General features: G+C 49.1%; 28 protein-coding genes and 2 riboswitches. Of the genes, 15 read left to right on the forward strand and 13 right to left on the reverse strand.

The features are described from left to right. The first annotated feature begins 36 nt into the window (after positions 1-36). From KNO87_RS02660 to KNO87_RS02685, 6 genes are all read left to right on the forward strand, one after another. Entirely contained in the window at positions 37-246 is a 210-nt protein-coding gene (locus tag KNO87_RS02660; RefSeq protein ID WP_214792743.1) for a helix-turn-helix transcriptional regulator, read from the forward strand. Then, the gene (locus KNO87_RS02665) at positions 243-710 is read left to right on the forward strand and encodes a hypothetical protein (RefSeq protein ID WP_214792740.1); all 468 of its coding nucleotides are present in this window, start codon (positions 243-245) and stop codon (positions 708-710) included. The genes KNO87_RS02660 and KNO87_RS02665 overlap by 4 nt, the downstream gene beginning before the upstream one ends. A gap of 129 nt (positions 711-839) precedes the next feature. Then, a complete protein-coding gene (locus KNO87_RS02670; protein ID WP_214792737.1) occupies positions 840-2168 on the forward strand; it encodes an MATE family efflux transporter in 1329 nt (442 codons plus the stop codon). After that, positions 2152-4443, forward strand: coding sequence for a bifunctional glutamate--cysteine ligase GshA/glutathione synthetase GshB (gene gshAB, locus KNO87_RS02675; protein ID WP_214792734.1), 2292 nt, complete (start codon positions 2152-2154; stop codon positions 4441-4443). The genes KNO87_RS02670 and gshAB overlap by 17 nt, the downstream gene beginning before the upstream one ends. A 63-nt stretch (positions 4444-4506) precedes the next feature. Then, positions 4507-4839: an ArsR/SmtB family transcription factor gene (locus KNO87_RS02680; RefSeq protein ID WP_214792731.1), complete on the forward strand. Its 333-nt coding sequence runs from the start codon at positions 4507-4509 to the stop codon at positions 4837-4839. Continuing rightward, positions 4836-5336, forward strand: coding sequence for an SRPBCC family protein (locus KNO87_RS02685; protein WP_214792728.1), 501 nt, complete (start codon positions 4836-4838; stop codon positions 5334-5336). Before KNO87_RS02680 ends, KNO87_RS02685 begins: the two co-directional genes overlap by 4 nt. 45 nt (positions 5337-5381) lie before the next feature. Here the strand turns inward: KNO87_RS02685 and KNO87_RS02690 are convergent, their stop codons facing one another. From KNO87_RS02690 to KNO87_RS02700, 3 genes are read right to left on the reverse strand one after another with little or no spacing between them, the layout of a single operon-like run. Further along, on the reverse strand, positions 5382-6440 hold the full coding sequence (locus tag KNO87_RS02690; RefSeq protein WP_214792725.1) for a threonine aldolase family protein: 1059 nt from the start codon (positions 6438-6440) through the stop codon (positions 5382-5384). Between the two features lie 55 nt (positions 6441-6495). Continuing rightward, on the reverse strand, positions 6496-7476 hold the full coding sequence (locus KNO87_RS02695) for a zinc-binding dehydrogenase (protein WP_214792722.1): 981 nt from the start codon (positions 7474-7476) through the stop codon (positions 6496-6498). A gap of 2 nt (positions 7477-7478) precedes the next feature. Next, complete coding sequence (locus KNO87_RS02700) at positions 7479-7970, reverse strand: lactoylglutathione lyase family protein (protein ID WP_214792719.1); 492 nt, start codon at positions 7968-7970, stop codon at positions 7479-7481. 118 nt (positions 7971-8088) lie between these two features. Here KNO87_RS02700 and KNO87_RS02705 point away from each other — a divergent pair, with 118 nt between their 5' ends. Continuing rightward, on the forward strand, positions 8089-8397 hold the full coding sequence (locus tag KNO87_RS02705) for a winged helix-turn-helix transcriptional regulator (RefSeq protein WP_031422089.1): 309 nt from the start codon (positions 8089-8091) through the stop codon (positions 8395-8397). A gap of 28 nt (positions 8398-8425) precedes the next feature. Here KNO87_RS02705 and KNO87_RS02710 read toward each other — a convergent pair whose 3' ends face one another. Next, the gene (locus KNO87_RS02710) at positions 8426-8806 is read right to left on the reverse strand and encodes a VOC family protein (protein WP_214792716.1); all 381 of its coding nucleotides are present in this window, start codon (positions 8804-8806) and stop codon (positions 8426-8428) included. Between the two features lie 75 nt (positions 8807-8881). Between KNO87_RS02710 and KNO87_RS02715 the strand changes: the two genes are divergently transcribed. After that, a complete protein-coding gene (locus tag KNO87_RS02715; protein WP_214792713.1) occupies positions 8882-9364 on the forward strand; it encodes a GNAT family N-acetyltransferase in 483 nt (160 codons plus the stop codon). 15 nt (positions 9365-9379) lie between these two features. Here the strand turns inward: KNO87_RS02715 and KNO87_RS02720 are convergent, their stop codons facing one another. From KNO87_RS02720 to mtnK, 5 genes are read right to left on the reverse strand one after another with little or no spacing between them, the layout of a single operon-like run. Beyond that, a complete protein-coding gene (locus tag KNO87_RS02720; protein ID WP_214792710.1) occupies positions 9380-10381 on the reverse strand; it encodes an ABC transporter permease in 1002 nt (333 codons plus the stop codon). Between the two features lies 1 nt (position 10382). Beyond that, positions 10383-11756, reverse strand: coding sequence for a sugar ABC transporter ATP-binding protein (locus tag KNO87_RS02725; protein ID WP_214792707.1), 1374 nt, complete (start codon positions 11754-11756; stop codon positions 10383-10385). Next, on the reverse strand, positions 11756-12835 hold the full coding sequence (locus KNO87_RS02730; RefSeq protein WP_214792704.1) for a sugar ABC transporter substrate-binding protein: 1080 nt from the start codon (positions 12833-12835) through the stop codon (positions 11756-11758). The genes KNO87_RS02725 and KNO87_RS02730 overlap by 1 nt, the downstream gene beginning before the upstream one ends. Next, positions 12828-13862 (reverse strand): S-methyl-5-thioribose-1-phosphate isomerase, encoded by a 1035-nt coding sequence (gene mtnA, locus KNO87_RS02735; RefSeq protein WP_214792701.1) that lies wholly within the window; start codon positions 13860-13862, stop codon positions 12828-12830. Before mtnA ends, KNO87_RS02730 begins: the two co-directional genes overlap by 8 nt. Then, a complete protein-coding gene (mtnK, locus tag KNO87_RS02740) occupies positions 13859-15010 on the reverse strand; it encodes an S-methyl-5-thioribose kinase (protein WP_214792698.1) in 1152 nt (383 codons plus the stop codon). The genes mtnA and mtnK overlap by 4 nt, the downstream gene beginning before the upstream one ends. Positions 15011-15091: 81 nt before the next feature. Beyond that, positions 15092-15194: riboswitch (SAM riboswitch) on the reverse strand. A 205-nt stretch (positions 15195-15399) separates the two neighbouring features. Further along, positions 15400-15501, forward strand: a riboswitch (SAM riboswitch). A gap of 70 nt (positions 15502-15571) precedes the next feature. Here mtnK and KNO87_RS02745 point away from each other — a divergent pair. From KNO87_RS02745 to KNO87_RS02760, 4 genes are read left to right on the forward strand one after another with little or no spacing between them, the layout of a single operon-like run. Then, positions 15572-16726, forward strand: a complete 1155-nt coding sequence (locus KNO87_RS02745; RefSeq protein ID WP_214792695.1) for a 2,3-diketo-5-methylthiopentyl-1-phosphate enolase — start codon at positions 15572-15574, stop codon at positions 16724-16726. Beyond that, positions 16723-17373 (forward strand): 2-hydroxy-3-keto-5-methylthiopentenyl-1-phosphate phosphatase, encoded by a 651-nt coding sequence (locus tag KNO87_RS02750; protein ID WP_214792692.1) that lies wholly within the window; start codon positions 16723-16725, stop codon positions 17371-17373. Before KNO87_RS02745 ends, KNO87_RS02750 begins: the two co-directional genes overlap by 4 nt. Next, on the forward strand, positions 17370-17987 hold the full coding sequence (locus KNO87_RS02755; RefSeq protein WP_214792689.1) for a methylthioribulose 1-phosphate dehydratase: 618 nt from the start codon (positions 17370-17372) through the stop codon (positions 17985-17987). The genes KNO87_RS02750 and KNO87_RS02755 overlap by 4 nt, the downstream gene beginning before the upstream one ends. A gap of 13 nt (positions 17988-18000) precedes the next feature. After that, on the forward strand, positions 18001-18534 hold the full coding sequence (locus KNO87_RS02760) for a cupin domain-containing protein (protein WP_214792686.1): 534 nt from the start codon (positions 18001-18003) through the stop codon (positions 18532-18534). A 36-nt stretch (positions 18535-18570) separates the two neighbouring features. Here the strand turns inward: KNO87_RS02760 and KNO87_RS02765 are convergent, their stop codons facing one another. Next, the gene (locus KNO87_RS02765) at positions 18571-19401 is read right to left on the reverse strand and encodes a TerC family protein (RefSeq protein ID WP_214792683.1); all 831 of its coding nucleotides are present in this window, start codon (positions 19399-19401) and stop codon (positions 18571-18573) included. Positions 19402-19655: 254 nt separating this feature from the next. Between KNO87_RS02765 and folE2 the strand changes: the two genes are divergently transcribed. Beyond that, positions 19656-20567: a GTP cyclohydrolase FolE2 gene (gene folE2, locus KNO87_RS02770; protein WP_012727487.1), complete on the forward strand. Its 912-nt coding sequence runs from the start codon at positions 19656-19658 to the stop codon at positions 20565-20567. Between the two features lie 38 nt (positions 20568-20605). On the opposite strand, the gene KNO87_RS02775 is transcribed toward folE2, so the two are convergent. The 3 genes from KNO87_RS02775 to pta form a co-directional block, all read right to left on the reverse strand. Then, the gene (locus tag KNO87_RS02775) at positions 20606-20773 is read right to left on the reverse strand and encodes a hypothetical protein (protein ID WP_214789894.1); all 168 of its coding nucleotides are present in this window, start codon (positions 20771-20773) and stop codon (positions 20606-20608) included. Beyond that, positions 20770-21069 (reverse strand): rhodanese-like domain-containing protein, encoded by a 300-nt coding sequence (locus KNO87_RS02780; RefSeq protein WP_214744762.1) that lies wholly within the window; start codon positions 21067-21069, stop codon positions 20770-20772. The genes KNO87_RS02775 and KNO87_RS02780 overlap by 4 nt, the downstream gene beginning before the upstream one ends. Before the next feature lie 104 nt (positions 21070-21173). Continuing rightward, positions 21174-22163: a phosphate acetyltransferase gene (gene pta / locus KNO87_RS02785; RefSeq protein WP_214792681.1), complete on the reverse strand. Its 990-nt coding sequence runs from the start codon at positions 22161-22163 to the stop codon at positions 21174-21176. 338 nt (positions 22164-22501) lie between these two features. Here pta and hemQ point away from each other — a divergent pair, with 338 nt between their 5' ends. Together hemQ and KNO87_RS02795 are read left to right on the forward strand one after the other, a co-directional pair. After that, complete coding sequence (gene hemQ, locus KNO87_RS02790) at positions 22502-23278, forward strand: hydrogen peroxide-dependent heme synthase (protein ID WP_214786093.1); 777 nt, start codon at positions 22502-22504, stop codon at positions 23276-23278. A gap of 75 nt (positions 23279-23353) precedes the next feature. Beyond that, positions 23354-23500 (forward strand): hypothetical protein, encoded by a 147-nt coding sequence (locus tag KNO87_RS02795; protein ID WP_012727492.1) that lies wholly within the window; start codon positions 23354-23356, stop codon positions 23498-23500. The last annotated feature ends 1 nt before the right edge of the window (position 23501 follow it).

Below are 23501 nucleotides of genomic sequence, written 5' to 3' on the forward strand. Positions count from 1 at the left end.
TACAATAGTCGTAGAAACTAGAAATGAGGTGGCACGATGCCATTAGTCAACCGCGTGAAAGAACTGCGTGCCCGGCACCAGTTAACCCAAGGCGACCTTGCCGAACAGGTCGGTGTGACGAGACAGACGATCATCTCGCTCGAGAAAGGCAGCTACACGCCTTCACTCATGCTGGCGATGCATATCGCACGCGTGTTCGAGGAACCGGTCGAATCTATATTCACAATCGAGGAGGAAACAAAATGAAACACGTCGTCGTTCAGTCAATTTCCAGTATCATCTTGTATATTCTAATGGCTTTTCTATTCAGCTCGTTTTTGTCTGATGTGTCGAAGACTGTTCTCGAGTCTGACCGATTCTTAGTTGAATTTAATCTACTTCCACTGCTATTACTCATTGTTTTTGGAATTGTTTGGACAGTCTATTCGTTTAACACCCGCCCGAATAAACAGTTGAGCTTTGCCCAATGGTCTGTCCGGATGACCGAGTTCAGTGAGGTCGATGAGCGTGAACAAATCATCACAGCGAAAGCGACAAAAGCTGCATACGTCTCGTTCGGCATTTCCGTTCCTATTTTCATGGGATCGTTTATGTTCTATCCGTTGTTTGAAGATACACTCCCCGCCTATCCAATTTATGCACTCGCCTCAACGCTCATCATTGCGACACTCGTCTATATGACGACCTGGATTCGCGGCTATCAACATTAAGGAATTCATCACGAATTCCTTTTTTTGTGTCCATTTTTCATCGATTCGGACATCATGATTGCCAATTCTATTACACCGTGCTTATATATAACTAAATGGTTATATAAAGAATGTAAGGAGTCTTGCTTCGTGAAAACTGTCGATTTAACGATTGGAAACGTGCAACGTGTCATTCTGGCTCTCGCCCTTCCGCTCGTCGGTAGCTCATTATTACAGTTTACGTATAGTCTCGTCGACATGTTTTGGGTCGGTGCGCTCGGGAGCGATGCTGTGGCAAGTATCGGTGCGGCCAGTTTTTATATCATGCTCGGCCAGGCGATTCAATCGTTGATTGTCGTTGGCGCCGGCATCAAAGTATCACAAGCTGTCGGGAGACGTGACCTCGATCTGGTTCAGCGCTATGTCCGGGCCGGCAGGCGTCTGAATCTAACACTCGGTCTTTCGTACATCACATTGCTGATTTTGTTCGGTCATACCTTCATCGGCTTTTTGAATATGGGCGCCTCCGACGTGGAGCAGCTTGCGTACGAATATTTATTCGTCAGCGCGCCGATGCTCATCTTCTCTTTCTTTAATCTGTTGTTTGCTCGTCTATTCAGTGCATATGGTAATACGACAACGGCGATGCGAATCAATGCGACAGGCGTCATCCTCAACATGATTCTCTCCCCGATCTTCATTTATCCATTCCAACTCGGTGTGATTGGGGCTGCTCTTGCGACACTTGTCGCCAACGTCATCATGTTCGGATTGTTTTGGCACCGCGCTCGTACATTGTTCAATTGGGATGAAGTCGTTCAGCCGACTCGAGCTGATTATGTAGAGGTGTTTCGTCTTGGTTTTCCGATGGCAACCCAACGTATTTTGTTCACGGTAATCAGTATTTTTCTTGCCCGCATGATCGGTTCGTATGGGACAGAAGCGATTGCGGCACAGCGCATCGGACTCCAAATCGAGTCGATTGCCTACATGATGATTGGTGGCTTGAACGGAGCAATGGCTAGCTATACCGGACAAAACCTCGGGGCACGAAAAGTAGATCGTGTGTATGAAGGTTACCGCGTAACGACCCGACTCGGGATGATCTATACGGGATTCATCATGTTGGTATTTTTAATCGTTCCGGATTTGCTCATTGGTCTATTCGTCGATGACATTCGAACCATCGAGATTGGGGCGAGTTACTTACGAATTATCGGCATTTCGCTCGTCTTCTCATCGATTGAAATGATCGGAAACGGATACTTCTCAGGACTCGGATTACCGAAAATCCCTGCGACCATCTCGATTATTTTCACAGTGGCCCGTATCCCGCTCGCATTTGTTCTTGAGCCTTATCTCGGAATCGATGCCATCTGGTGGAGTATCGCTATTTCAAGTATCACGAAAGGACTTGTCTCCGCCCTCTTTGTCCGATTAACGAAAAAGGAAGTGATTTCCCTTGCAGAAGCAGTTTAATCAACTACCCCACCAGCTCATCACGAGTGGAAAATTTGCCATCGAGCGAGAAATGTTACGGGTCACGTCAGACGGCACACTCGCTGTTACGAAGCATCCAAAAGCACTCGGTCATAAAGCGACACATCCATATATCACGACCGACTTCTCGGAAAGTCAAATCGAGCTCATCACCCCGACATTTCCGACAATCGAGGCGGCACATGACTTTTTAGAAACGCTATACGACATCACGGCACTAAACATAGGCAACGAACGCCTGTGGCCACAATCTATGCCATGCGCATTGCCGGAAGGCGGTACGATTCCACTCGCTGATTTTGGTGTGACTGGACTCGAAGCTAGCCGTTACCGGGAGCATTTGCTCCACAAGTATGGGGCGAAAAAACAACTCATTTCCGGGATTCATTTCAATTTTTCGTTTTCCGATGAGATGTTATCCGCACTGTACGAAGGATCCCCTGAACAATATCGACACTTCAAAGATCAGCTTTACTTAAAGTTGATTCGTCAATATTTACGGATGCGTTGGCTCATCGTCTATTTGTTCGGTGCTACACCAGCCGTTCATGTGAGTTATGAAGAACAATGTGTCAGTCAGATGCAAGCGCTCCACGAAGATACTTTTTCAAATAAACAAGCATTGTCATATCGGAATAGCGACTGTGGGTATACGAATGTTGAACCACTTTATCCAAATTATGCGACACTCTCTAGTTATATAGACGACGTAAGACGGTTCATTGCCAAAGGCGAGATTGCCAATCCGAACGAACTCTACTCACCCATCCGATTGAAAACATCGAAAGGTGGTAACGATTTAAATCAACTCGAAGCACACGGCATCGATTATATCGAAATTCGCAATATTGATTTGAATCCGTTTGAAAAGACCGGAATTGCGCGTTCGGATTTACGGTTCCTTCATCTGTTTTTGCTGTACTTGACCTTTACTGAGGAGACACCTTATTTCGATTGGCAAGCTGAAGCGTACAATAATCAACAACGTGTCGCCAAAGAAGGCATGTCTCCTACAAGCATATTGACTCGAGATGGTCACGCCATACCTTTACACACGTACGCAACAGAACTTTTCGATGCCATCGATGCGTTCAACACACACCATGGCCTCGGCTTCGAAGATGTCTTTCCCGCTGTACGCGAAAAAATTGATCACGTGGACCGGACGTACGCTTCCCGATTAAAGACGATTATGACCGAGACAGGCTATCACGCATGGTCCCTAGCCCAAGCAGAACATTTTTATGAGGACGCCTATGCAAATCGTTTTCGCATCCACGGTTATGCCGACCTGGAACTGTCTACTCAAATCTTAATGAAATCCGCAATTAAACGTGGTTATCGTGTCGACGTCATCGATCGTTCCGACCAGTTCATTCGGATTCGAAACGGCAAACACGAAGAATACGTCAAACAGGCAACGAAAACATCAAAAGACAATTATGTTTCCGTCTTAATGATGGAGAATAAAACGGTGACGAAGTTTGTACTCGCCGAACACGGCATTCGTGTCCCTGAAGGGGTAGAACTTCAAGATGAATCAGATTTATCTCAGGCATGGCATTCATTTTCAAAACAACCCATCGTCTTAAAACCAAAGTCCACAAACTTCGGAGTCGGTATTCACATTTTTAAAGACGGAGCGACGTATGAGGAAGCACTCTCTGCATTTCAGTATGCGAAAACGTTTGACGATGTCGTTTTACTAGAGACATTCTTACCTGGAAAAGAGTATCGCTTCCTCGTCATCGGAGAGGAAGTCGCGGGTATCCTCCATCGTGTTCCGGCGAACGTTACTGGAGATGGCACCTCTTCCATTCATCAACTCGTTGCGACAAAAAATGAAGACCCGTTACGCGGAAAAGGATACAAGACACCACTCGAGAAAATTGAAATCGATGACATCGTCATTTCCTTTTTACGTGCACAAGATATGACACCTGACAGTATCCCCGCTGTCGGTGAGCGTGTCTTCTTGCGCGAAAACTCTAATATCAGTACAGGTGGCGACAGTATCGACTACACAGACCAAATTCCTAACGTCTATAAACGCATTGCTGTCGATGCCGCTAAGTCAGTCGGGGCAACCATCTGTGGTGTCGATATGATGATTCCATCTCTTAATGATGAGCATATTGAATACGGCATCATCGAACTGAATTTTAATCCCGCCATTCATATCCATGCGTTCCCCTATGAGGGAAAAGAACGATCGATTGGTGAGATACTACTTGATTTATTGTTTAAATATTGAGTATTCCTGTTTCGGAATATTCCTAATTGGGAATATTCAAAATAAGAGGACGGTGACGAAAAAATGGAAGAGAGATTGGCTTCTTTGTTTCAAGCGTTAGCCGACCCGAACCGGTTGCGGATGATCGAATTGTTACGGAAACAAGAGTGGACGGTCGGAATGATGGCAAATCAGCTTGGGATTAGTCAACCGCAGACATCGAAGCATTTGCGAATTCTATACGACGCAGGTCTCGTCACGGTAACCATTGATGCCAATCGAAGACGCTACGCACTCAAGTCTCAAGCACTCGAACCGTTGGATGCTTGGCGGACCTATATGGCTCGGGAAACAGAGCGACTCGATCGATTGGAGACGTTTTTAGCGGAGTCACAACGAGAGGAGAATGGATCATGAGTATGGTCAAATCACATGTAGAGGGCACGACATTGATCATGGAACGTCTGTTCAAGGCATCACGTCAACTTGTATTTGAAGCATTCTCGACACCCGCACATTTAGAAAAATGGTGGGGACCGTCTGGATGGGAGACGAAAGTATACAGCTTCGACTTCAAACCAGATGGGATTTGGCATTATTGCATGACTTGTGTCGACAAAGATCAAGGTGACTTTTACGGTATGGAGTCATGGGGAAAATCGACCTTTATCGACATCGATCCATACTCCCGAATCGTCTATACGGATGCGTTCTCGGATGCGGACGGACACGTCAACCCGGACTTGCCTGTCATGACGATTACGAATGAATTTCTCGATACATCAGAAGGCACGTTATTCATTAGCCGCTCCGAATTCCCGAATGAAGAGGCTCTCCAACAAGTCGTCGACATGGGCGCTGTCGAAGGGTTCACCTCTCAGCTCGATCGTCTTGAAGCGATTGTTAGCCCGTAAAAAAAAATGCACCCTTCCCGAAATAGGAAGGGTGCATTTTGTTGTTTACCCGAACTGCCGAAACAATCGATCAAGCTGTTCTTGCGTCATTCGTTCAAACGTGTCCCCGATACTGATTTCTGTGGAACAGTACCCTTCCTTTTCAACGAGATAACCGGTGATACCAATCCCCGTTTTTTCTTGGATTCCTGCAATCTGCTCACCTACTTCCTCCTTTGCCCCACGGAAGTGAAGATGGAACATATTCGTGACCGGGATGTGTGGTGTCGTCCACACGCCATCGAGTTCATTGAAGCGCGCTGCCAATCGGACGGCCTCGTCTCGATACTCGGTCATCTTCTCTTTCCGCAACTCATAGTAATAATCCGAAGAAAGGATGTATGGATATAGGCTGATCAAGTCACCACCGTAGCGTCGTTTCCATACTTTCGACGTGTCACAAAATGCCTTCGGTCCAGCAAGGATAGCACCGGCAATACCACCGATTCCTTTATAGAATGAGACGTACACGCTATCGAAGAGCGCACAAATCTCAGACGCTTCTTTCTCATAATACGGAAGCGATTCGAACAGTCGCGCACCATCCAAATGTAGATGAATCCCTTTGTCACGACAGTGTTCGCTAATCGCCACAAGTTCCTCGAACGTCGGCAATTCCCCGCCGATTTCTCGCTGCGGCAGTTCGAGCAACAGACATGCGATGTCCGGTAACGCTTGAATCTCTTCGAGTGTCATCAATCGGTTTTCGTCCCCGACTAAGATCGGTTCGATGTGATGTAATTCTTTCAAGCCATCCTGTTCATGAATTTCAAGGTGGCAAAGTGGATGATATGCGACCTTGTTCTTCCCCGTTTCATCACACCAAATGCGTAAGGCAATCTGTTGTGCCATCGTACCGCTCGGAAAAAATACCGCCGATTCTTTCCCGAGAACGTGCGCCATTTTCTCTTCGAACTGTCGAATCGTTTTTCCCTGTCCATACTGGTCACTCGGCTCATCGTCACGCACATGTTCAAACGCGCGTTTCAACACCCCGACTTCCCGTTTCCCGTGACCGCTCAACTGAACATCTGTCTGACGATATGTGTCTGCCAATCGTTCCATCCTTTCCCCTCCTCAACAAATAAACTCCCTGTCAGTATAACAGGGAGCCGTCTTTTCAGTCGCGAATGCGGACGATGAGTTTACCGCGCACTTTTCGCGTTTGTAGTTTTTCGAGACCTTCTTTCAATTGGTCGAACGACAACACTTCTGTCACGAGATCGTTCAGTTCACCCGCATCGAGCAAATTCATCAACTCTTCGGCCATATACGCCAAGTTGCGAATCGCATGTTCGTCCTCGCTCGCATGAGCCGCCCCGAGCGCCACCTCGTGAATCGAAGGCGAAAGAGTGAAGCCTTTCATGTTCGTCATATCTGGTGGACCGGCGATATAGGCGAGGTGTCCGCTGAACGCGAGACGATCGAGGTCTGCCGTCGCGACGTCGCGACCGACCGTATTCAAAATCAAGTCGACACCACGTCCATCCGTCTCTTCCATGATCCGTGAAGTCACATCTTCGACGTTATAATCAATCGCCACGTCCGCCCCGAGTGACTCTACCCACTCAAAGTTTTCAGGAGATGCCGTCGTGAACACCTTCAGACCGAGGCGCTTCGCGAGCTGAATCGCAAAACCGCCGACACCGCCCGCACCGGCGTGCACAAGAATCGTTTCTTTATCCCGCGTGTTCAACTTCTGCATGACCGCTTCATACGCTGTCATTCCCGCGCACAGGATCGAGGCAGCTGCCTCGTCACTTACACCTTGTGGGACGACTGCACACGCCCGGGCATCGACGACCGTATACTCGGCGAATCCTCCATATTTCGAAAGATTCGTATGCACGGCTACACGTGACCCCGTAATGATGTTGGCGATACTCGAACCGACCTCAACGACTTCTCCAACGAGGTCGACACCGAGAATATGTGGATATGACCAATTCGGGTTTCCGTTTGAGCCGACTTTATAGTCGACCGGGTTCAAGGCGACCGCTTCGACACGAATCAACAGTTCTCCGGCTCCAGGTGTCGGACGCTCGATTTCTCCAATATGCAGATGATTTAGACCGGGTTGGTCGAGTAGCCATGCTTTCATGTTTAGTAAGCTCCTTCCGAATACGTAAGTTCGTATGAGTGTGAATAAATCTCGACGAGGTTACCGAACGGGTCTTCGCAGTACACCATGCGATACGGTTTTTCACCTGGGTAGTATTCGCGAATCGGCATCCGTTGTTTGCCGCCATGAGCGACAATTTTCTCGACGAGCCCTTCGATGTCAGGGTCTTGTACACAATAGTGGAAGATGCCTGTCTTCCAAAACTCAAAGTTGTCTTCTGGTGTCTCATTGTTCGGGAATTCGAACAACTCGATCCCGATTCCATCTCCCGTTGACATATGGGCGATGCGGAATTTACCCCAGCCTGGTCCGAAGACGTCGGTACACATCACGCCGATTGGCGAATCATCTTCGACGACGTCTGACGGTGTCATGATGGTATACCATCCCATCACGTCCTCATAAAATTTAACAGCCTCAATTACACTCGGTACAGAAAGACCGATGTGTGAAAATGTTCTTGGATATGTCATGTTTCATCTACTCCTTTTTGTTTGCTCAATTTAGCGGATAACGATAAGATACTGTCATTGAAGCAAGAAAAAAAGTACGCACATTGAAGTAACTACCCGAAAGTGAGGTTCCTTGAACATGACCACATCGTTCCCCGTCAACCGCGCACTTGAGATTATCGGCGGCAAATGGCGCCCCCAAGTGTACTGCACGCTTCAAGATGGACCGCTCCGTTTTTCTGATATTCAACGGGCGATTCCTGACGTCAGCCGAAAAGTGTTGACCGACCAATTGCGCGAGCTCGAGCAACTCGGCATGGTTCGCCGTGTCGACTACTCGACCGAGAAGCACCTGCACGTCGAATATTCATTGACCGAAGACGCCCTCGGACTGCAACCCGCCATGAATGCCCTTTGTTCATGGGGAGAGTGCCACGACAACAAATAATCCCGAGCCACATGGCCCGGGATTATTTTTATGAGGCGAACAGACTGATCAAATTCCCATCCGCATCGTACAGGATGGCGTAACGTTGACCCCAGAACGCATCCCATGGGGCTTTGTGTGACGCATATCCTTTTTCGAGAACCGTGTCATATAATCGATCAAGCGACTCACGGCTCTCACATAAGAAGGCGAGCTCAATCCGATGCCCGTCTGCCTGTTTCCATTCCCCGTATACCGATTCGGCCACTTCCACCGTATCAAACGCGAGACGCACGCCCCCCTCATCGATTTCCACATGTGCTTCCCCATTCATCACTTCCGGAATCTCAAACCCGAGCACCCGATAAAAATCGAGTGAGCGCTTCATATCTTTCACGACGATGCCGACCATATCCAACTTGACTGCCATCACGTTCCCTCCCTTTGTTTTCATGATACGATTTGAGTGTAGCACGACCACTTCGATCAGAGACGAGGAATTTTTATGAGCCATACGTTTCATCCACTCACACAAGAGCAAGCCGAACTGATTGCCTTCGAATGGCGCTATGAAGGCGACTATGCATTTTACAATATGGACGCCGACGAGGAAGACCTCGCCTTATTTTTAGATGCGGATGAACGGGGAGAGATGACGTTCGCCATCCTTGATGACGATGAACTGATCGGCTTCGTCACATTGCAGTTCGAATCAACGGACACCATTTCCATCGGTCTAGGGATGCGCCCTGATCTGACAGGAAACGGGAATGGCAACCGATTTCTCACATCGATTCTAGATTGGATAGAGGTGACATATAAACCTTGTACGATTCAATTGGCCGTCGCCACGTTCAACAAACGGGCCATTCGATTATACGAGTCGCTCGGTTTTATTCCACAGGAAACGTTCATGCAGGAGACGAATGGCGGGGTGTATCCCTTTCTTTCGATGACACGTGAACAGAACGAACCCCCGAACGCTTAATGTCCGGGGGGTTTGTTAGGTCAGCTGTTTCTTTTGAATATACGACAGACCGAGTGCTCCAATCAAAATCGTCCCTTTGACGATGTCTTGCGCATAATATGGAACGTCCCACATCGTCAGTCCGTTCAAGAGGATTCCAATCAAAATAGCCCCAATCAATGTCCCGATGACGTTCGGGCGCCCCGTCCCAAAGACGGCATAGCCGATATAGGCTGCCGCGACGGCGTCCATCAAAAGCGGCGCCCCAGCTGAGACTTGCCCCGTCCCGATTCGCGATGCGAGAATGATGCCGCCGATTGCCGCGAACAACCCACTGAGCACGTAGGCGTACAACTTGATACGATTCACGTCAATCCCCGAGCGACGGGCCGCTTCTGCGTTCGACCCGACATAATAGAACTCTCGTCCTGTCCGTGTGTAGGTCAAAAACAGATGAGCCCCGATGAAGAAAACTAGCATGAGCAGGGCGACGAACGGAATCGGACCAACCGTCCCTTGTCCAATGAAGAGGAACGATGGGATGAAGCGTCCTGGCGCCGTCCCGCCTTCGATCGGCATATTATCATAAATCGAGAACCCTTTCGTATACGTCAACTGAATCCCGTTAATGACGTACATGATGGCGAGTGTCGCCAGTAAATCTGGCAATCGAAACTTGATTGTGACGAGCGCGTTCAACAGCCCGACGAGAATTCCGAGGGCAATCGGAATGAGCAGGGCGACGAGAAGCTCTTGTCGATGAAGGACGAGGCTCGCCGCTGCCCCGATTGTCGCAAGACTCGCCGTCGATCCGACCGATAAGTCGAACCCTCCCACGATGAGCGAGAACGTGACGCCGAGGGCAAGTAACGAGACAATCGAAACCGATTTGATGATGTCACTAAAATTTGCATACGTCAGAAATTGATCGTTCGTCACGGTAAAGACTGCAATCAAACCAAGGATTGCGAGTAATGTTCCATACTGCCCGATGTGTCCGCTAATTCGCTTTCGTTCCTTGACCACCAATTGTGCCATCTTACACGCCTCCTTTCTCTACAATTTGTCCACGATCGAGCCAAAGAATCCGATTGGCGACCCGTTCGAGTTCATTTCGCTCACTTGAGGTGAACAACACGGTCTTTCCTTGTTTTGCGAGTGCGACGACACGCTCATACACGTCCTGCTTCGCAGCGATATCAATCCCTTTTGTCGGTTCGTCGAGCAGATAAATCTCTCGATCATCGAGTAACCATTTACTAAAGACGACCTTCTGTTGGTTTCCGCCACTCAGCTCACGGACCGGTTGTCTCACGTTCGCATAACGGACACGAAGCGATGCCAATACGTCTGAAACACCACTTGTCGTTCCTGCGACAGCAATCACATTCCGTTCAATCGACTCATCGAGAAATAATCCGTGATGACGTCTCTCCTCTGGAACGAGTGCAAATCCTGCGCGTACGGCATCTGTCGGTCGCTGGATGACGTGTGCGGTCCCGTCAACCGTGATCGATTGGCGAAGCCCAGAAAGACCGAACAATGCCTCCATCAGTTCCGTCTTCCCGCTCCCCGTCAATCCTCCAATCCCGAGCACTTCCCCGCGATATGCTTCAACAGTGAGACTCGTCTGGAACGCTGGAAGTGTCAACTGTGCGGACAAGCGAATCTCCTTCTCAGGGATCGCTTTTTCCAGACCTTCCTCAAATGTCGTCCCACTCAAAAAGGTTTGAACCGCTTCCGTGGAAAGCTGTTGAAATGGTCCTTCATATACAACGCGTCCATCCCGAAGAAACGTAGTGGTCGACGTGACACGCGTGAGTTCGTCTGACCGATGCGTGACCAACACAATCCCCACTCCTTCTGCCGCAAGCGTCCGAAGTAACTCGAGCAGGGCATCGGCATCTGTTTCCGATAAGGCCGCGGTCGGTTCATCTAGTAATAAGTACTTGGCATTGCTCTCAAGTGCCCGAGCAATCAACAGGCGCTGTTTGACACTGAGCGGAAAGTGACCTGCCGGAAGAGTGGCGTTAATGTCTAGCCCCACCCGAGACAGCACACGTTTCGCTCGCTCCTTCAAAAATTGTGGACGAACCCGCTTCACCGTCTGCCATGGAAGTACATTTTCATATACAGGCAAATCCAAATAAAGCGCATCGTCCACTTCTTGCGATACCGTGATGATTCCGTGACGAATCGCTTCTGCCGGTGTAAGTCGGACAGTTTTCCCATCAATCGACAATTCCCCAGACGTCGGTTCGACCGTTCCGTTCAGCAGTTTGATGAGTGTACTCTTACCCGCCCCGTTCAGACCGAGGAGTCCGTGGATATCTCCTGATTTCAGGCTGAACGACAGCTGATCAAGTACGATCACCTCACCGTACTGTTTCGTGATTCGTTCCAAGCGAATCATCAGTCCGTCTCCTTCATCCAGTCCGACCATGCCGCATTCGACTCACCCCAACCTGGAACATACTGTCCGAGGTCATTCATCGTGACAGGCTCATCCGGTAAGACGTCACGATCCACTAAATACGGATCAACTGAGTGAATCGAAGGTGTTTCTTCCCCGACCACTTTTTGATAAGCGTAACGGACTTGTATGCGACCAATTTCAGCAGGATCTGTAGCGGCCGTCACGCCCCACGGACTCCCATCTTCTTGCATGAGCTGTAAGTCTTCGTCACTCAAGTCAATCCCGTAAACGGCAATCTCGTCACGTCCTGCCTGCTTGATGGCACGGCTCGCTCCTTTGGCGAACTCATCCCACATCGCAAACACCGCATCAATTTCCCCTTCCGGATACTTCTTCAAAATCGCCTCCATCTGACTTTGTGTATCGAGCGCCGTATTGTTCGTCGCCGAACCAAATTTCGCAACTTCTTGTATGCCCGGGTAACGTTTCAAGAACGCGTCATAAATCGTATGACGACGTTCCATCGGGGTGAACCCACCGACCCAAATCGTGACGATGTTCCCTTCGCCGTCCAAATCTTCAGCAAGTGCTTTAAGGGAGCGCCAAGCGAGGGAATAATCATCTTGGTCGATGACCGTCACCCCTTCATTCGTTAAATCATTATCGAATGCGACGACTTTGATGCCTTTATCGAGCGCCCGTTGAACGGGTTCTTTCAAAGCATCGGCACGTCCGTGGTCAATCAAGATCACATCGACCCCTTGCGTCGTCGCCGTATCGACGTAACTTGCCATCTTCGACAAATCATTATCAGCGTTATACACTTTCACGTTGCCACCGAACGCTTCGACTTGCTCGGTCACCCCTTCGATATACTGCGAAGAGAACGTCCCAATCGACATCTGCATGACGAGGGCGACTTCTAGGTCTTTTGGAAGCGTCCCATTGGATACGCTGACCGGTTTCGTTTTCGTTTCCGTTTGACTCGCTGTCGTCTTCGGTTGCGCCTGTTCATTCGTGCATCCGGCGAGCGCCAGGATGACGGTCAACAGGAAGAAGATGATTTTTTTAGACATATGCGTTTCCTCCTACGTGTTCAACAATGACCGACTCGGTCGGTTCGAGCACACCTGTCTCCGTAATGAGACCAGTGATGAGTTCTGGTGGGGTCACATCAAACGCCGGGTTGAAGACTGTGATGCCGACGAGTGCCGTCGGATGTCCCCCGATATGGGTCACTTCATGCGCGTCCCGTTCCTCGATTTGAATCGTGTCGTCTGCTTCCAAATCAAACGTCGAATGCGGGGCGGCGACATAGAACGGGATGTTGTAGTGTTTCGCCAAAATTGCGAGCTGGAGCGTCCCGATTTTATTGGCTGTATGACCGGTACGTGTGATGCGGTCCGCCCCGACGATGATGGCATCGACTTGTTTCGTCTGAATCGTCCACGCCGCCATATTGTCGGTGATCAACGTGACATCGATGTCTGCCCGGTCGAGTTCCCATACGGTCAACCGTGCCCCTTGAAGCAGTGGACGGGTTTCCGATGCGAACACCCGAAACGGGATGCCACGCTCTTTTCCGACATAGAATGGGGCAAGCGCAGTACCATAACGTGACGTCGCAATGGCACCGGCGTTACAAATCGTCAATACATTGCCACCGGCGGGTAACACGGTGAGCGCATGCTCACCAATCGTGCGATACGTCGCCACGTCTTGTTCATAAATTTCAATCGCACGCTCTTTAATTGCTTTTGCGATCTGTTCAAAGTCCTCCCCTACGTTCAATCGTAGGAGTGATTCGATGACGTGCTGTAAGTTGACCGCCGTCGGTCTGGTCGCAATCAATCGTTGCCCGACTTGGTCCAATTGGCGGTGAAAATATGGATTATCTTGCAGACGTGATGCTTCTTTTGCGAGGACGAACGCCCCGAAATAGGCGATGGCCGGTGCTCCTCGAACTTGAAGCGACTTGATCGCATGTTCGGCCTGTTCGAGCGTCAACACTTCAATATAGCGCTCTTCTTGCGGCAACTGTGTCTGATCTAAAATCGTCAAGATTTCAGTGTCGGCATCGAAATGAATACTTTGCACACTCATACTCGCACCTCCGACAGGACTGGAATCAACTGGTCAATCGATTGAATCTGATGGCGCTGTTTGATGAGGCGCGTGCCGAGTTCTAAGGAGTGGCGTTTCCGTTCGATGCGAAGGTCGTCTGGTAGTGTTTCTAAGTCAGCGACCCCAGCAAGACCAATCGTTCGACGAATCAGTTCACAGCCTGCGTAACCAATCGCATCACTCAAAATCGACGGCAACAGTTCGTCCACGAATCCTACTGTGTTGAACGGTTCGACCGCCTGTGTGAAGCGTGTGCGGAACGTTTTTTCAAACGTCTCCCAGACGGTGAGCACTTCTGTGAAGCGTTCGAACCGTTTCAACGGATGCGCATACGTCGAGAACACTAAATGAGCAATGATTTGACCGATATCAAAGCCGAACGGACCATAAAACGCAAACTCAGGATCGATGATTTTCGTTTCTTGACGCGTCGCAAAAATACTTCCTGTATGTAAATCTCCATGTAATAACGCTTCATGTTTCGTCACGAACCCGACCTTCAATTTGGCCACTTCAATCTTCAGGGCGAGATCTGACCATAATTTTTCAACATCTGTACGAATGGCAGATTCAATCTGATTCGATTCTGCATCGCGATACGGGTCGGTAAAGATGAGTTTCTCCGTGATATCGCACAGTTCTGGATTATAATACTCCTTTTCGATTTGTTTCTTGACGAGTGGACCGTTCGCATAGTCAGACGTCGCAAACAACGTTTCACCGAGGAATGTACCGACGTGACGCGCTAAATTCGGATAGCTCTCGCCTTTTAGAAAGCCGGTGCGGACAATCTCAAAAGCTGATAAATCTTCCAAAATCGTATAAGCGAGTTCACGGTCGCTCCCGAGGACACCCGGTACGAACTGTGGAACGACTTTGGAAAACTCACGAAGGGCCAGCTGTTCAATCCAAGACCGATCAAGCGTGAGCGGCCAGCTCTCTCCAACGACTTTTGCGTATGGTAACGCCTGTTTCACAATCAATGACGTATCGCCTTGGCGAACGCGAAAGACGAGATTTAAATTTCCATCTCCGATTTCCTCACATTCTGCGATCCCCTCTTCTAGTAACCCCAACTGTCGAACATGGTCGACGACACTCTGTTCTGTAAACGCCTTATAAGCCATGATGCTTTCCCCTTTCCTGTGCATATACATGAAAAAAGCCCCTTTCTCCGCGAGAAAGAGGCACACCCAAATTGGTTGTTCCTCTCATCTTTCAGACATATGTCTGGTGGATGTAGCACCGTGCCAAATGGTCGGTTGCTGCGGCGTCTTAGGGCCAATTCCCTCTGCCAACTCGCGATAAGAGTAAATGATTTAATTGTGTTTGACGTGTTGAGACGAATATTACGGACTCGAGACGCTAGTTGTCAATCCTCTATTTTCGGTCGACTCCCTATTTTTGACACGCATATATAGAAACATTATTTTCAAACTTTTTTTCTCAAAAAAAGGAATTGACGAGTGAGCGATTCTATGTAAAAATTCAATTAAATTTCACAACTTCACAACTATTCTTATCAAGAGCAGACGGAGGGACAAGCCCGATGATGTCGCAGCAACCGACCAGAAATGGCACGGTGCTAATTCTTGCAGCTATCGCTGAGAGATAAGAGTTCATTGTTTTCGAATGACCTCTTGCCTTGGCATGAGGTCATTTTTTGTTTGACCTGAAAGGAGGAACTTATGGGAATTATCGCTACTTATGAAATCAAACATACCGATCACGTCGAACGCGTGGCTGAAAAAATCGCACATGAGCTGACCGTCGGCACGTGGACCGAGTTGAACCACATCGAGCAACATCAACTGCAGGCGTTCCGTGGTGAGGTCATCGAGACGTCCCAACAAGAAACGACGAGTCGCTTCTCTATTCGTTACCCGCTACATAATGTGACGCCAGACTTCTCGTCCATTCTGACGACGACGTTTGGAAAACTATCACTCGACCCAAGCGTCCAACTGATTGACCTATCACTCCCGGAAGAGCTCGCATCAGACTTCCCTGGTGCCACATTCGGTGTCGAAGGTGTTCGCGACATCCTTCGTGTACACGACCGACCGCTCGCCATGAGTATCTTCAAAGGTGTTATCGGACGGGACCTCGACTTTTTGGCGACACAGCTCCGTGACCAATTCAACGGCGGAATCGACCTCGTCAAGGACGATGAGATTTTATATGACAATCCACTTACCCCGTCGCTCGAACGGGCACGGGTCGGGGCATCGATCATTCAAGAACATCAAGAATTGACGGGTCGCTCCGTTCTATACGCCGTGACATTGAGTGGACCCGTCTTCACGTTACGCGAACAGGCGAAGCAATTGATTGAGGCTGGCGCGACCGCGCTCTTGTTTAACGTGTATACGTATGGGCTCGATGCCTTGCGAGAACTCGCCAAAGACTCTGAGATTCACGTTCCGATTTTGGCACATCCCGCTTTTGCGGGGGCGTTGACTGGATCAGTCCGCCATTCCCTCCTTTTCGGGAAACTGATTCGACTCGCCGGGGCGGACTTGACGCTCTTCCCGTCGCCGTATGGTTCGCTGTCGACACCGAAAGACGAAGCGCAACAGATTCAGACGTATGCGACAGAACCCCATTGGACGAAACCGATTCTGACGGTCCCATCTGCCGGGATTCATCCTGGACTCGTCCCGGACTTGGTTCGAGACTTCGGAACGGATGTCGTCATCAATGCCGGCGGCGGGATTCATGGGCATCCAGACGGTGCGGTCGCTGGAGCGAAGGCGTTCCGACAGGCGATTGACCAGACGCTTGGCAAGACGAACGATACCGATGCACTATCGACCGCGTTGGATGCGTGGGGTGCACGATGAGCACGCATGTCATCTGTGACTTCGACGGGACGATCACCGAAGAAGATAACATCATCGCGTTGATGCGACAGTTCGCACCTCCTGATTGGGTCGAGCTCAAAGATGCCGTCTTGAACCAGACGCTCTCCATCCGAGAAGGTGTCGGTCAGATGTTCGGCTTACTTCCGAGTGACCAGGAAGTACGATACCGTGAGTTTCTTCTTTCGACCATCACGCTTCGGCCAGGGTTCATCGAGTTTTTACAAGAGACGCAGTCACTTGGCTTCCGATTTGATGTCGTCAGTGGCGGTATGGACTTTTTCGTCCATCCGATTCTAGAAGGTCATGTCGTACCTGAACACATTTACTGCAATCACGTTGACTTTTCAGGAGAGACGGCACGCGTCACATGGCCTCATTCATGCGATGCCTATTGCTCGAACGATTGTGGATGTTGCAAGCCGACGATTGCCCGACAGATCGTCTCACCTACCGACACGTTGATTGTCATCGGCGACTCGGTCACCGATTTTGAAATCGCTAAACGGGCCGATGTCGTGTATGCGCGTGGTCAATTGATCTCTCTTTGTGAGACGGAAGGAATCCAACATATTCCGTTTGAGACATTCCACGATATTTCAGCTCATTTGAAAGGAGTGCGTGTATGACGATACAAGAACGATGGGTAGAACTTGCCGACATTAAAGACGAGCTTGCCGCACGGGACTGGTTCCCCGGGACAAGTGGCAACCTGGCAATCCGCGTATCGGACGACCCGTTGACGTTCCTCGTGACGGCAAGCGGTCGTGATAAACGAAAGCGCACGGAGAAAGACTTCGTGCTCGTCGACGCGACCGGTCAATTGATTGGAGAACAGTCAGGCAAACCGTCTGCGGAGACATTGCTACACATCGAAATCTTTAGCAACACGAACGCAACCTGTTCTCTTCATGTGCATACGGTCGACAATAACGTCATCTCAGAACTTTACGCAGCGAAAGGACATGTCACGTTCACGGGCCAAGAAATCATCAAGGCACTCGGCTATTGGGAGGAAACGGCCAGTGTCCGGATCCCGATTATCGAGAATCACGCGGATATCCCGACACTCGCCCATGCATTTGCCCCACATGTCACAAGCGATGCCGGTGCCGTCCTCATTCGGAACCACGGGATCACCGTTTGGGGAGAGACGCCCGCTGCGGCAAAACGTTATTTAGAGGCATATGAATTTTTGTTTAGCTATTCATTAAAATTACGCGCCCTAGGCGTCCATTCATAAGGAGGAATTCAACATGGCAACGATTTATTTTCAACAAACCGAAGAACGTGTCAGTGATCAACAAGAGGTACGTGACTTTTTAGAATCACGAGGCATCCTTTACGAAGCATGGGACATCGCGAAATTACCGGCTTCCCTTCAAGAAAACTATCAACTAACAGACGAAGACAAAGCCGTCATTTTATCGACGTTCCAAGACGAGATTCAAGACGTATCGACGCGACGTGGTTATCAAACGGCTGACGTCATCTCCTTGTCCGATGCGACGCCTAACTTAGACGAACTGCTCGTCAACTTCCAAAAAGAACATCACCATACGGACGACGAGGTTCGTTTCATCGTCAGTGGTCACGGCATTTTTGCCATCGACGACGCAGAGCGCGGATACTTCAATATCGAGCTCAATCCGGGTGACCTCATCTCGGTGCCTGTCAACACACGTCATTACTTCACGTTGCAAGAAGACCGCCAAGTCGTCGCCGTTCGCATTTTCGTGACGACTGAGGGCTGGGTGCCGATTTACGAAAAAGAAAACGTGAATGCATAAGAAAAGGTCTCTCGCTTAAAAACGAGAGACCATTTTTTAATGTTTGACCGCTGTCGGTTTCGATGAGAACCAGCCCCATGTCGCAATCCCGACCATGACCGACCAGAAGAAAATCGTCCAAGCCGTCGAGTGAACAAATCCGTCTGGGAGTCCCATGAATTCGAACGGTGTACCGGCAATCAATTCTTTGAATCCCGGATGTTCGAGTACGAGAACTGTCAACTTGACCCCGACCCAGCCGACGATGATGAAAGCAGCCGTTTCAAGTGTCGGACGTTGATGAAGCAACTTGACGAAAATACGTGCCGCAAATCGCATTAAGACGACCCCGATGAGACCACCTGTCAAGACGACGAAGAACTGACCTGAGTCAATCCCACCAATCTCACCGAGACCGAGTGGTGGCAAGCTGACCGCAAGTGCGACCGCTGCCAAAATCGAATCGACCGCAAAGGCGATATCCGCAAACTCGACTTTCGCGACAGTGAGCCAAAACTCTTTCTTCGACACCGGCTTTTCTGTGACAGCTGTCTCTTCTTTGGCTTCGGCCGCCAACTCCTGTTTCGGCTCCATCTTTCTCGCCTTATAGGTCATATACAGGTGTCGCGCACTCATCCCGATTAAGTAAAGTGCACCGAGTGCCTGTACTTGCCATACGTTGATCAAGAATGAGATTAAGAACAATGCGATAAACCGGAAGACGAACGCCCCTAAGAGTCCGTAGAACAATGCCTTCTTCTGCTCCGTACGCGGCAAATGTTTGACCATGACGGCCAAAACGAGCGCGTTGTCTGCAGATAACAAGCCTTCTAAACCGACGAGTACGACGACGATCCAGGCATACTGCAGGACTAACTGCCAATCCATAAAAACATCTCCTTTTTTCTTTCAATTCCTTCATATTTAATAGTGATCTATTTTTTAAGTTCACAGGACCATTTTATTCCCGTTCATAACGTAAATCAATCCTCTTTCTTCAATATCTGAAGGATTTTTTTCGATTGCATATTGAAAACATGTTATGAGAGCAAAATCATACCCGTTCAGCCATCATTTCGTGATAAAATCCTAACAAGAACGAGTGGTCCTTTGAACCGCTCTAAAAAAAGGAGAATCCGATTATGTCTACAAGCCATGTCGCTTTACCTACAAAAGCAGAACGACATAAATTGTTCGGGTCGGTCCCACCGATTAAAGGAACAAAGCCGACCGAGAAAGAACAGATGGTCGATTTACAAAATACACCGAAAAACTTCTTATTCGCCCTCGACAGTGTCGGCATCTCAAACGTGAAGCACCCGGTGAACGTCGAGACGCCGGAAGGGGTCCAGTCGACGGTCGCTACATTCGAATTGACGACATCGCTCGTTCAAGACCGTAAAGGGATCAACATGTCCCGCTTGACGGAACAGCTCGACGCGTACCATCAACAAGGATGGACGGTATCCAACCGTTCGTTGATCGAGTTCGCACAGGAGCTTGCGGAGCGTATGGAACAGACGGAAGGCCAATTGACAATCCGTTACCCATGGTTCTTTACGCGCAAAGCACCAGCAACTGGACTTAGCGGTTTGATGAACGCGGACGTCATGCACCGTGTGACGTACAACCTTGAAACAGGCGTCGCAAACGTGACGGTCGGTCTCGTTATCAACGTCACGACGCTTTGCCCATGTTCAAAAGAAATCAGTGAGTATAGCGCTCATAACCAACGTGGTTACATCACGATCGAAGCCGGTCTTGATGAGACGTCGATGGACGGATTCGACTGGCGTGCAGCCCTTCTCGATGCGGCAGAGTCGAACGCCTCGGCACCACTTCACCCGGTCCTCAAACGTCCGGATGAAAAACGTGCGACTGAAATCGCATACGAAAACCCACGTTTCGTCGAGGACATGGTCCGCTTGATTGCGGCTGACTTGTACGAGATGAAACAAGTCGTGAACTTCTTCGTCGAATGCCGTAACGAAGAGTCGATTCACCAACATGATGCCATCGCATCAATCACTTTTGATAAGCGCCAAGACGCATAAAAAATGCGGAACCTTCTTTAATAGAGGTTCCGCATTTTTTATAGACTGGTTACGAGTTCAATCGTCAACAAGATGATGATGAGCATCACCCATACTGCCCAGACGAGTCGCCATTTCTCCCAGTCAAATCGCTTCATCACCGCATAGACCGTGAAATAAAGTGCGATGAGAAGAGGTACGACGACCCAAGGATTTTCTAACATCACGCTTCGATGTCGCCGTCCCAAGCGAGCATGCCGCCGTCGACATTGATCACTTTATAACCTTGAGACTCTAGGTAATCACATGCTGTTTGACTCCGTCCACCTGAACGACAAATGACGTGATAGACGTTATCTTGCGCCAATTTTTCTGTCACATGTGGGAATTCAGATAGTGGATAGAGCGGTACGTTCGGGATATGCCCTGCATCATATTCATCTTGTTCGCGCACATCGATGATATGGAGAGACTCCCCGTTCTCTAACTTTTCTCGTAATTCCGTCGCATGAATGCTTTGCATACATAGCTCCCCTTTCAATAATGGATTCCTCTTATAGTTTACCTCAGCTACTATTCAAAAAAACACAAAAAAAGCACCCTTCTAAGAAGAAGGATGCCAAAAACTTACGCTTCGTTGCGCTCGTCGATTGCTTGTGCTGCTGTGATGAGTGTCAATTTGTAGACGTCCTCTTCGTTACAGCCACGTGATAAGTCGTTCACTGGTTTGTTGAGACCTTGAAGGATTGGACCGATCGCTTCGAATCCACCGAAACGTTGAACCATCTTGTAACCGATATTTCCTGCTTCAAGACTTGGGAAGACGAATACGTTCGCATTACCAGCCACATCAGAACCTGGTGCTTTCTTCGCCGCTACGCTAGGGACGAATGCCGCATCAAATTGAAGTTCTCCGTCGATTGGAAGGTTCGGTGATTTTTCTTTCGCAAGGCGTGTCGCTTCCACGACTTTCTCTGTTTCAGGTGACTTCGCAGAACCTTTCGTTGAGAAGCTAAGAAGCGCGACTTGTGGGTCGATGCCGAACGTCTTCGCTGTCGATGCCGACAAGAACGCGTTCTCTGCTAAATCCGCTGCGTCCGGTGCGATGTTGATTGCACAGTCTGAGAAGACGTACTGCTCATCGTCACGTACCATGATGAACACACCTGACGTCTTTTTAATGCCTGGTTGCATTTTGATGATTTGAAGTGCCGGACGTACCGTATCAGCCGTCGCGTGCATCGCGCCTGAGACAAGACCTTCTGCTTTTCCTGTATGAACGAGCATCGTTCCGAAGTAGTTCACATCCGATGTGAGGAGCTCACGAGCTTGTTCAGCCGTCGCTTTCCCTTTACGACGCTCGACAAATGATTCGACGAGGACATCGATGTCTTCGTATGTCGCTGGGTCGTATTGTGTCAAACCTGAGATGTCGAAACCGTGCTTCGTAGCAACCGCTTCGATGTCTGTTTTTGCACCGACGACGATCGGCTCAACCATACCGTCCGCTTTCAAACGAACAGCGGCTCCAAGAACACGCTCATCGACGCCTTCTGGGAAGACGATGGTCGGACGAACCGGGCTGACTTTTTGCTTCAACGTTTCAAATAATTTCATAACGAATGAACCCCTTTTTCTCAATTTACAGCATGACGACGAATGGTCTTGCCGTTGACTTGTGTCTTTACGCGATTTCAATTATACACAGTACCCTTTTTAAAATAAACTATTCTGCCCATTTCGCCATAAATCGCTTAGAATCAATCATTATATGAATAGAACAGTTTTAACAAATCGACTGATACAGCCATTTTTGTAGCCGTTTTCATCCCGGTACCTTCTGTTCTTTACCCCTCGTGAATCGTGATAACCCTCACAGTGTCTCAAATTTGCCAGTCAGTGAAGCGTGTATGGTAAAATAGACGGCGAAGCCAAGTCCCGAAAGGAGTTTTTTTATGTCAGAACGTCCAATACCTACAACAGATACACAACATGCCGCCGCCACGTTAGACGGTTGGTATTCACTTCATGATTTCCGTACGATCGATTGGGCTCGTTTGAAGCTCGTCGATGCTGAGAAACGTCAACAGATGATTGACGAGTTCACTGCGTTCCTCGCTTCACTCGAAGAAGTCGAAGTGAACGGTGAGGGAAGCCACGCTTTCTACTCGATTCTCGGTCAAAAGGCAGACCTCGTCTTGATGGTGCTTCGCCCGACATTCAACGAACTTGAAGATGTCGAGCGCGCATTCCGCAAAACGGCACTATATGACTATATGATTCCGTCGTATTCATACGTATCGGTCATCGAGCTCGGTATGTATCGCGGGTCTGGAGATGGGGACCCGTATCAAAATCCTCATATCCGCTCACGTCTCTATCCGACACTTCCAAAAACGGCACACATTTGTTTCTATCCGATGAGCAAGGCTCGTCGTGACGGAGACAACTGGTACATGTTGTCGATGGATGAGCGCAAAGACCTCATGTATCGCCATAGCATGATCGGCCGTAGCTATGCCGGTAAGATTCAACAGTTCATCGGTGGGTCGACTGGATTCGACGCATGGGAATGGGGCGTCACGCTCTTCGCTGAAGATTCACTTCAGTTCAAGAAAATTGTCTATGAGATGCGTTTCGACGAAGTGAGTGCGAAATATGGTGAGTTCGGTGACTTCTACGTCGGAAATATCTTACCGAAAGAAAATTTGAGCACATTCTTTAGCGTGTAAAAGGTTTACGTGTATAGCACCTCGGGAATTAAGGATGATGTAAGCAAGTAATCCTGATCAACGAGGTGAACAACGATGCGCGTGTTCAAAGAAACCGATCGAGACACTGCGGAACGTTTAGATTCGTTCATCGAACGAATGGCACCGACAGCAGAATTAGTCCAACATCGATTTGAAGAGCAACTCAAACATACACAGCAAAAGGGTCAGGCGAGCGCCTGAC

Source organism: Exiguobacterium sp. s34, from assembly GCF_018617435.1.
Lineage (GTDB): Bacteria > Bacillota > Bacilli > Exiguobacteriales > Exiguobacteriaceae > Exiguobacterium > Exiguobacterium aestuarii.

Coding starts and splice junctions, on each gene's coding strand:
- mtnA (WP_214792701.1), bottom strand. CDS start 13,862: ATGAGTGTGCAAAGTATTCATTTCGATGCCGACACTGAAATCTTGACG.
- KNO87_RS02680 (WP_214792731.1), top strand. CDS start 4,507: ATGGAAGAGAGATTGGCTTCTTTGTTTCAAGCGTTAGCCGACCCGAAC.
- KNO87_RS02780 (WP_214744762.1), bottom strand. CDS start 21,069: ATGCAAAGCATTCATGCGACGGAATTACGAGAAAAGTTAGAGAACGGG.
- KNO87_RS02690 (WP_214792725.1), bottom strand. CDS start 6,440: ATGGAACGATTGGCAGACACATATCGTCAGACAGATGTTCAGTTGAGC.
- KNO87_RS02685 (WP_214792728.1), top strand. CDS start 4,836: ATGAGTATGGTCAAATCACATGTAGAGGGCACGACATTGATCATGGAA.
- mtnK (WP_214792698.1), bottom strand. CDS start 15,010: ATGGCTTATAAGGCGTTTACAGAACAGAGTGTCGTCGACCATGTTCGA.
- KNO87_RS02730 (WP_214792704.1), bottom strand. CDS start 12,835: ATGTCTAAAAAAATCATCTTCTTCCTGTTGACCGTCATCCTGGCGCTC.
- KNO87_RS02710 (WP_214792716.1), bottom strand. CDS start 8,806: ATGGCAGTCAAGTTGGATATGGTCGGCATCGTCGTGAAAGATATGAAG.
- pta (WP_214792681.1), bottom strand. CDS start 22,163: ATGAAATTATTTGAAACGTTGAAGCAAAAAGTCAGCCCGGTTCGTCCG.
- KNO87_RS02665 (WP_214792740.1), top strand. CDS start 243: ATGAAACACGTCGTCGTTCAGTCAATTTCCAGTATCATCTTGTATATT.
- KNO87_RS02695 (WP_214792722.1), bottom strand. CDS start 7,476: ATGAAAGCATGGCTACTCGACCAACCCGGTCTAAATCATCTGCATATT.
- KNO87_RS02720 (WP_214792710.1), bottom strand. CDS start 10,381: ATGGCACAATTGGTGGTCAAGGAACGAAAGCGAATTAGCGGACACATC.
- KNO87_RS02715 (WP_214792713.1), top strand. CDS start 8,882: ATGAGCCATACGTTTCATCCACTCACACAAGAGCAAGCCGAACTGATT.
- KNO87_RS02755 (WP_214792689.1), top strand. CDS start 17,370: ATGACGATACAAGAACGATGGGTAGAACTTGCCGACATTAAAGACGAG.
- KNO87_RS02660 (WP_214792743.1), top strand. CDS start 37: ATGCCATTAGTCAACCGCGTGAAAGAACTGCGTGCCCGGCACCAGTTA.
- KNO87_RS02760 (WP_214792686.1), top strand. CDS start 18,001: ATGGCAACGATTTATTTTCAACAAACCGAAGAACGTGTCAGTGATCAA.
- folE2 (WP_012727487.1), top strand. CDS start 19,656: ATGTCTACAAGCCATGTCGCTTTACCTACAAAAGCAGAACGACATAAA.
- KNO87_RS02725 (WP_214792707.1), bottom strand. CDS start 11,756: ATGATTCGCTTGGAACGAATCACGAAACAGTACGGTGAGGTGATCGTA.
- KNO87_RS02750 (WP_214792692.1), top strand. CDS start 16,723: ATGAGCACGCATGTCATCTGTGACTTCGACGGGACGATCACCGAAGAA.
- KNO87_RS02745 (WP_214792695.1), top strand. CDS start 15,572: ATGGGAATTATCGCTACTTATGAAATCAAACATACCGATCACGTCGAA.
- hemQ (WP_214786093.1), top strand. CDS start 22,502: ATGTCAGAACGTCCAATACCTACAACAGATACACAACATGCCGCCGCC.
- KNO87_RS02705 (WP_031422089.1), top strand. CDS start 8,089: ATGACCACATCGTTCCCCGTCAACCGCGCACTTGAGATTATCGGCGGC.
- KNO87_RS02795 (WP_012727492.1), top strand. CDS start 23,354: ATGCGCGTGTTCAAAGAAACCGATCGAGACACTGCGGAACGTTTAGAT.
- KNO87_RS02700 (WP_214792719.1), bottom strand. CDS start 7,970: ATGACATATCCAAGAACATTTTCACACATCGGTCTTTCTGTACCGAGT.
- KNO87_RS02765 (WP_214792683.1), bottom strand. CDS start 19,401: ATGGATTGGCAGTTAGTCCTGCAGTATGCCTGGATCGTCGTCGTACTC.